The 6,480-nt window shown below is 67.3% G+C and carries 5 protein-coding genes; all 5 read right to left on the bottom strand.

What is annotated here, in order from left to right:
* Nucleotides 1-310: 310 nt before the first annotated feature.
* The 5 genes from CAG29_RS27620 to CAG29_RS27600 all read right to left on the bottom strand — a co-directional run bounded on the left by CAG29_RS27620 (nucleotide 311) and on the right by CAG29_RS27600 (nucleotide 6,479).
* A complete protein-coding gene (locus CAG29_RS27620; protein ID WP_085695438.1) occupies nucleotides 311-1,696 on the bottom strand; it encodes a VOC family protein in 1,386 nt (461 codons plus the stop codon).
* Between the two features lie 88 nt (nucleotides 1,697-1,784).
* Entirely contained in the window at nucleotides 1,785-3,005 is a 1,221-nt protein-coding gene (gene glcF, locus CAG29_RS27615; RefSeq protein WP_085695437.1) for a glycolate oxidase subunit GlcF, read from the bottom strand.
* 2 nt (nucleotides 3,006-3,007) lie between these two features.
* Nucleotides 3,008-4,057 (bottom strand): glycolate oxidase subunit GlcE, encoded by a 1,050-nt coding sequence (gene glcE, locus CAG29_RS27610; protein ID WP_085657144.1) that lies wholly within the window; start codon nucleotides 4,055-4,057, stop codon nucleotides 3,008-3,010.
* The gene (gene glcD, locus CAG29_RS27605) at nucleotides 4,057-5,556 is read right to left on the bottom strand and encodes a glycolate oxidase subunit GlcD (RefSeq protein WP_085586674.1); all 1,500 of its coding nucleotides are present in this window, start codon (nucleotides 5,554-5,556) and stop codon (nucleotides 4,057-4,059) included. The genes glcE and glcD overlap by 1 nt, the downstream gene beginning before the upstream one ends.
* Nucleotides 5,553-6,479 carry an alpha/beta fold hydrolase gene (locus tag CAG29_RS27600; RefSeq protein ID WP_085633859.1) on the bottom strand — a complete coding sequence of 309 codons (927 nt, stop codon included), beginning with the start codon at nucleotides 6,477-6,479 and terminating at the stop codon, nucleotides 5,553-5,555. The genes glcD and CAG29_RS27600 overlap by 4 nt, the downstream gene beginning before the upstream one ends.
* Nucleotide 6,480 lies beyond the last annotated feature (1 nt).

The following is a 6,480-nucleotide window of genomic DNA, read 5'->3' as shown; positions in this document are numbered from 1 at the left end:
ATGGGAGGTGCTCCTTGCGGATTGAGTTAGGGTGCCCGGGAGGCGGAATCGCCCGGTGGGTGCCTGACTGTTATCAAGGAACGTGCCAGAAATGAAAAACCCATATAAATCAGTGTTTTATATGGGTTTCTCTAGATGGTGTCCGATCAGGCCGGCGAAATCCTTGGGAAAGTGCGCAAGAAGTTGCGCAGTGCTGCGCAACTTCTTGCGCACTCGGCTGGAGGCCGCGTCGCTTAAGGCTTCCAGCGTGCCGTGTCAGACGTTTTGCGGAATGATTGCGCAACTTCTTGCGCAGCATGGCCACCTGACCTCAGAGACGTTTCAGACCCAGTGCCTCAGCGCACGCCTCCAGTGAACGCCGCTGGGTGTCGGCATACAGCGCCAGTTCATCGATGGTCGTGCGGCCCAGCGCCTGCTCGAAGGCCTGACGGTTCGAGTGTTCGCCGTAATGCGCCTGCGCCGCATCCCCCAGGTTCGACTGAAAGATCCCCGCCGCGCTCACCGGCAGGAAATCTTCGTACACCAGCGGCTCCGCTTTCACATGGCCGTCGCGCAGCAGTTGGGCCAGCGAAGCCTCGCCGGGACGCTCCGCCAAGCCCTGTTCGGTGGCGAAATAGCGGAAGTAGGCCAGTTCCTGTTCCCGCATGCCGTCGAGGCTGTCAGGAAATTCGCTGAAATGCTGGGTCATCAGCGCGTTGTAGCGTGCGGCATTGCCCTCGTTGGGGAAGTCGCCGAGCTCGTCCCGGGCGGCGTTCAGCAAGCGATCGTACAGGGCGCGGCCCTTGGGCGTCAGTGCGGCGCCGCGTTGCTCGATCTCGCCGAAGCGGGCGCTGTGGCTGCCATGGGTTTGCGCTTGGTCGGTGAAGGCGACCGGTTCGTCGAGGGCCTTGAAGCTGGTCTGGCGCAGCAGGATTGGGTACTGCCGGCGCGGCGGGCCTTCGACCACGGCTTTGGGGGTGATGCCGTGCAGCGGCATCTGCGCCTGCACGATGTCGATGTCCAGGGTGCGCGGGGTCAGGTGGTTGATGTGCGGGCCTTTGAAGGCGACGACGTCGGCGATCAGGCGGTGCTGGGCACTGAGGGTCTGGTACTGCGCGGCGGTGACGGTGGCGCTGTGGTGCCAGCGAAAGGTCTCCAGCGCTTGCAGGACAAATTCCTCGGCCTCGGCTTCGGTGAGGCCGCCGGCGGTTTCCGCCTGTTCGATCAGGCGCAGGGCGGCCGGGGTGAAGATCGAGCGCCGATCCAGCACGGACTGGGCGAACGCCCGCAGTTCAGGATCCTCGATCAGTTCCAGGCGCAGCAGCGAGGTGAATACCCGGAACGGACTGACCTGCAACGCCGCCTCGTGCACCGCGCGAAACGCCGTGGAATGAACCGGCACCCCCGCCGGCGTCAGGTCGTAGTAGCCCACCGGCTGCATGCCCATCACCTGGAACAGGCGGGCGAGGGTGGCCAGTTCCGTGGCGGTGCCGACGCGGATCGCGCCGTGGCGCTCCATGTCCAGCCGCTGGATTTCGCCGGTGTCGGCCAGTTGCCGGGCAATGTGCGGATCCCGGGCGAGCACGTCGCGGTTGGTCTGTTCCACCAGTTCCATCAACGCGCCGTACAGCGGCACTTCTTCGCGGTACATGTCGGACATCGCCTTGGAGAAGCGTTGACGGATCAGGTCGGGGCTGACGAAAGGCTGCACGGTCATGAAAAAAATTCCTGGCACGGTCACGTAAAGGATGGAGGAAAAGATCGCAGCCTTCTCCTGCGCGGGCAAACGAAGAATCCTACGGACTTCATTCTGCCAACGACTGATCCACCAGTTCGATCCAGTGCTTCACCGGCGTGCGTCCGGCGCCGGCCAGATGGCTCTGGCAGCCGACATTGGCGGTGACGATCAGATCCGGGCGGCCGCTTTCCAGGGCGTTGAGGCGGTTGTCGCGCAGTTGCCGGGCGAGCGTCGGTTGGGTCAGCGAATAGGTGCCGGCCGAGCCGCAGCACAGGTGGCCGTCCGGCACCGCCGTGAGGTTGAAGCCCAGACGGGTCAGCAAGGCTTCCACGGCGCCGCCCAGTTTCAGCGCATGTTGCAGGGTGCAGGGGCAATGCACGGCGATGCGGCGTTGGCCGGCGCTGCACATCTGTTCTAGGGGCTCTTGCGCCAGGACCTGCACCAGATCCAGCGACCGTTCGCTGACCTGCCGGGCCTTGTCCGCGTAGGCCGGGTCGCGCGCCAGCAGATGCCCGTAATCCTTGATGAACGCGCCGCAGCCGCTGGCGGTCTGGACGATGGCCTCGGCGCCGCTCTCCAGGTGCGGCCACCAGGCGTCGATGTTGCGGCGGGCACGCTCCAGCCCCTTGGCCTGGGCATCGAGGTGGTAGTCGAGGGCGCCGCAGCAGCCGGCTTCGCTGACCGGGGTGACGCTGATGCCGAGCCGGTCGAGCACCCGGGCCGTCGCGTCGTTGGTGTTGGGCGACAACCCGGGCTGCACGCAACCTTCCAACAGCAGCACCCGACGCGGGTGGCGCGGGATCGGGCGCGTGCCGTTCGCCGAGGAAGGCGCCGGCAGCTTGTCCTCCAGAGGACGCGGCAGCAGCGGACGAAACGTGGCGCCGATCCTCAGCAAACCCTTGAACACGCCCGGATTGGGCGCCAGGGCCCGCAGGCTTTCGCGCAGCAGGCGCTGGCCCGGCGGGCGCGGCACGGCGCGGTCGACCATGGCCCGGCCGATGTCCAGCAGGTTGTGGTAGTCGACCCCGGATGGGCAGGTGGTCTCGCAGTTGCGGCACGACAGGCAGCGGTCCAGGTGCAGTTGGGTCTGCGCGGTCGGCGGTGCGCCTTCGAGCACTTGCTTGATCAGGTAGATGCGCCCGCGCGGGCCGTCCAGTTCGTCGCCGAGCAATTGATAGGTCGGGCAGGTGGCGTTGCAGAAGCCGCAGTGCACGCAGGTGCGCAGGATCTTTTCCGCTTCGGCTGCCCGGGGCAGTTGCCGGGCCTGTTCGCTGAGGATGGTCTGCATGGTTAGAGCTCCGCGTACATCCGGCCGGGGTTGAACAGCCCTTGCGGGTCGAGTTGCGCCTTGAGCTGGCGGTGGTAGCGCATCAGCGCCGGGGCCAGCGGCTGAAACGGCGTGTCGCTGGCGCCATGGCTGAAGCAGGTGGCGTGGCCGCCGAGCTCATGGGCGATGCGCTGAACGTCGGTCGCATCGGACTTCAGCCAGCGCTGAGCGCCGGCCCAGTCGACCAGTTGCGCACCAGGCAGCGCCAGCGCTCCGGTGGTAGGGGGCAGCGAAAGGCGCCACAGCGGCGGGCCTTCGTCGAAAAAGCTGAGGCGCTGTTCGTTCAGGTCCGACCAGAAGGCCGAATCCAGCGGATCGCCGCCCAGCCGTTGATGGGCGGCGGACACCGAACCTTCACCGCCTTCAAGGCGCAGGTACAGCGCCACTCCGTCATGGCAGGCGCCGCTGATCGGCAGCGCTTGCCGGCCCCAGTCGACGAGGTTGGCCAAGGCCCGCGTGCAATCGATCTCCAGACGCAGGCTCAGGCACTGCCGGGGTGTGGGCAGCACCTTCAGCGAGACTTCGGTCAGCACGCCGAGGCAGCCGTGGCTGCCCGCCAGCAAACGGGAAAGGTCGTAACCGGCGACGTTCTTCATCACTTCGCCGCCGAAGCGCAGGTGCTGACCGAGGCCGGTGATGATCCGGGTGCCGAGGACGAAGTCGCGCACCGAGCCGGCCCAAGGGCGCCGCGGCCCCGACAGCCCCGTGGCGATCATGCCGCCGACCGTGGCGCAATCGCTGAAGGACGGCGGCTCGCAGGGTAGCATCTGCCCGGCGGCGTCGAGTGTCGCCAGCAGCTCATTCAGCGGCGTTCCGGCCCGCACGCTGACCACCAGTTCCGACGGTTCGTAGCGCACGATGCCCCGGTGGGCGCGGGTGTCGAGCACCTCGCCGGCCACTTCGCGTCCGAGAAACGCCTTGCTGTTGCCGCCCTGGATCTTCAGCGGCGTGGCGTCGGCCCTGGCCCGGTTGACTTGATCCAGCAGCGCGTCGGCCGCATCCCGATCAGTCATCAGAAACGCTCCAGGTCGGGAAACGGCAGTTGCCCGGCATGGATGTGCATCGCGCCGAATTCCGCGCAGCGGTGCAGGGTGGGGATGTTCTTGCCGGGGTTGAGCAGGCCGCGGGGGTCGAACGCCACTTTGACGGCATGGAACGCGCTCAGTTCGTCGCTGTTGAACTGCGCGCACATCTGGTTGATTTTCTCGCGGCCGACCCCGTGCTCGCCGGTGATGCTGCCGCCGACCTGCACGCACAGTTCCAGGATCTTTGCGCCGAGGGCTTCGGCGCGCTCAAGCTCACCGGGCCGGTTGGCGTCGAACAGGATCAGCGGGTGCATGTTGCCGTCGCCGGCGTGGAACACGTTGGCCACCCGCAGGCCGTACTCCGCGCCGAGCCGGGCGATGCCGTGCAGCACGCCGGGCAGTTCGCGGCGGGGGATGGTGCCGTCCATGCAGTAGTAGTCCGGCGACAGGCGCCCGACGGCCGGGAAGGCGTTCTTGCGTCCGGCCCAGAACTTCACCCGTTCGGCTTCGTCCCGCGCCTGGCGCACCTCGGTGGCGCCGGCCCGTTGCATTACCTCGCGCACCCGTTGGCAGTCGTCGTGCACATCGGCTTCGACGCCGTCCAGTTCGCACAGCAGGATCGCCTCGGCCTCCACCGGGTAGCCGGCGTGGATGAAGTCTTCGGCGGCGCGCAGGGCGAGGTTGTCCATCATTTCCAGCCCGCCGGGGATGATCCCGGCGGCGATGATGTCGGCGACCGCACGGCCGGCCTTTTCCACCGAGTCGAAGCTGGCCAGCAGCACCTTGGCCACCGGCGGTTTGGGCAGCAGCTTGACGGTGACTTCGGTGATGATCCCCAGCAGGCCTTCGGAGCCGGTGAACAGCGCCAAAAGATCCAGGCCGGCGGAATCGAGCGCGTCGCTGCCCAGGGTCAGGCGTTCGCCCTCGACCGTGAGCACTTCCAGCTTGAGCAGGTTGTGCACGGTCAGGCCGTACTTGAGGCAGTGCACGCCGCCGGCGTTTTCCGCGACGTTGCCGCCGATGGAACAGGCGATCTGCGAGGACGGATCCGGCGCGTAGTACAGGCCGTACGGCGCGGCGGCCTGGGAGATCGCCAGGTTGCGCACGCCGGGCTGAACCCGCGCGGTGCGTGCGTCCGGGTCGAGGTGCAGGATCCGGTCGAAGCGCGCCATCACCAGCAGCACGCCCCGGTCGAGCGGCAGCGCGCCGCCGGACAGTCCGGTGCCGGCCCCGCGCGCCACCACCGGCACCCGCCGCTGGTGGCACAGTTTGAGCAACGCCTGCACCTGCTCCAGCCGACGGGGCAGGGCGACCAGCATCGGCGTGGTGCGGTAGGCGGAGAGGCCGTCGCACTCGTAGGGCTTGAGCTCTTCTTCGCGCCACAGCAGATCCAGGTCCGGCAGGGCCTGCCGCAAGGCCTTGAGCAGTTCGCCCTTGTCGACATCGGGCAGGGGGCCGTCGAGACGCTCGTCGTAGAGGATGTTCATCGCAGGGTGCCCAGGAACTCCCGGTACAGCCGCGCCGTGTTCGCCGGCTGTTCGACCATCGGCATGTGCCCGACGCCGTCCCACACGTCGACCCGCAGGTTGGCGATGCCCTTGCTCCACACCGGCACGCTGCTGACGTCGATCAGCCGGTCCTTGCGGCCCCAGAGCAGCAGCGCCGGGCATTTGATGTCGGACAGTTTCGGCTCCATGGGCGGGCTGGCGCGGAAGTCGCGGAAGATCTCTTCCAGTTCGTCGCGCTGGTTCTCGTAGCGCTGGGCGATGGCGTCCAGCACCAGCCCCGGCACCCAGGGCGGCGACGCCATGGTCATGGCGTAGAAGCGTCGGAACTCCTCGCGGGAGTTGATCAGGAACGGGTTGTGGCCCCGGGCCAGGTGCCGCTCCATGTCGCTGGCCTCCGGCGCGGTGACGCCGGCGGGGTCGACCAGCGCCACCGAGGCGATGCGCTCGGGGTAGGTCGCCGCCAGCCACGCGGCGATGTAGCCGCCCATCGAGTTGCCGATCACGTGCACTTTCTCCACGCCGCAGACGTCCAGCAACTGGATCATCCGCTTGGCCTGTACCGGGATGTCGTAGCCGCCGCCGGCCTTGAAGCCGGTTTCGCCGTGGCCCGCAATGTCCGGGACGATCACCCGGTACTGGCTGACGAAATGCCGGGCGAAGCGCAGCCACAGGTTCTTGTCGGCGCTGAAGCCGTGCAGCATCAGGATCGCGCTGGACGCCTCGTAGGGCCCGCCTTGCCAGGTCGATACGCTCATTTCGGCGATGGGCACCTCAATCTTGTGCAAGCGGTACAGCTTGGCCTCGGCGGCCGTGCTCAGGTCGTAGAGCCAATGGCCGACCGCCGGGTAGCTCAACCAGCTCCAGGCCACGAAAACCGCGAGAGCGACAAAGAGCACAAGCATC

Origin of the sequence: Pseudomonas sp. B7(2017), from assembly GCF_002112745.1 — a bacterium.
GTDB lineage: Bacteria > Pseudomonadota > Gammaproteobacteria > Pseudomonadales > Pseudomonadaceae > Aquipseudomonas > Aquipseudomonas ekonensis.
This window is presented reverse-complemented; position numbering and strand designations above follow the sequence as displayed.

Excerpts from the sequence above, each read along its gene's own strand:
- CAG29_RS27620 (WP_085695438.1), bottom strand. The coding sequence starts at position 1,696 with ATGACCGTGCAGCCTTTCGTCAGCCCCGACCTGATCCGTCAACGCTTC.
- glcF (WP_085695437.1), bottom strand. The coding sequence starts at position 3,005 with ATGCAGACCATCCTCAGCGAACAGGCCCGGCAACTGCCCCGGGCAGCC.
- glcE (WP_085657144.1), bottom strand. The coding sequence starts at position 4,057 with ATGACTGATCGGGATGCGGCCGACGCGCTGCTGGATCAAGTCAACCGG.
- glcD (WP_085586674.1), bottom strand. The coding sequence starts at position 5,556 with ATGAACATCCTCTACGACGAGCGTCTCGACGGCCCCCTGCCCGATGTC.
- CAG29_RS27600 (WP_085633859.1), bottom strand. The coding sequence starts at position 6,479 with ATGCTTGTGCTCTTTGTCGCTCTCGCGGTTTTCGTGGCCTGGAGCTGG.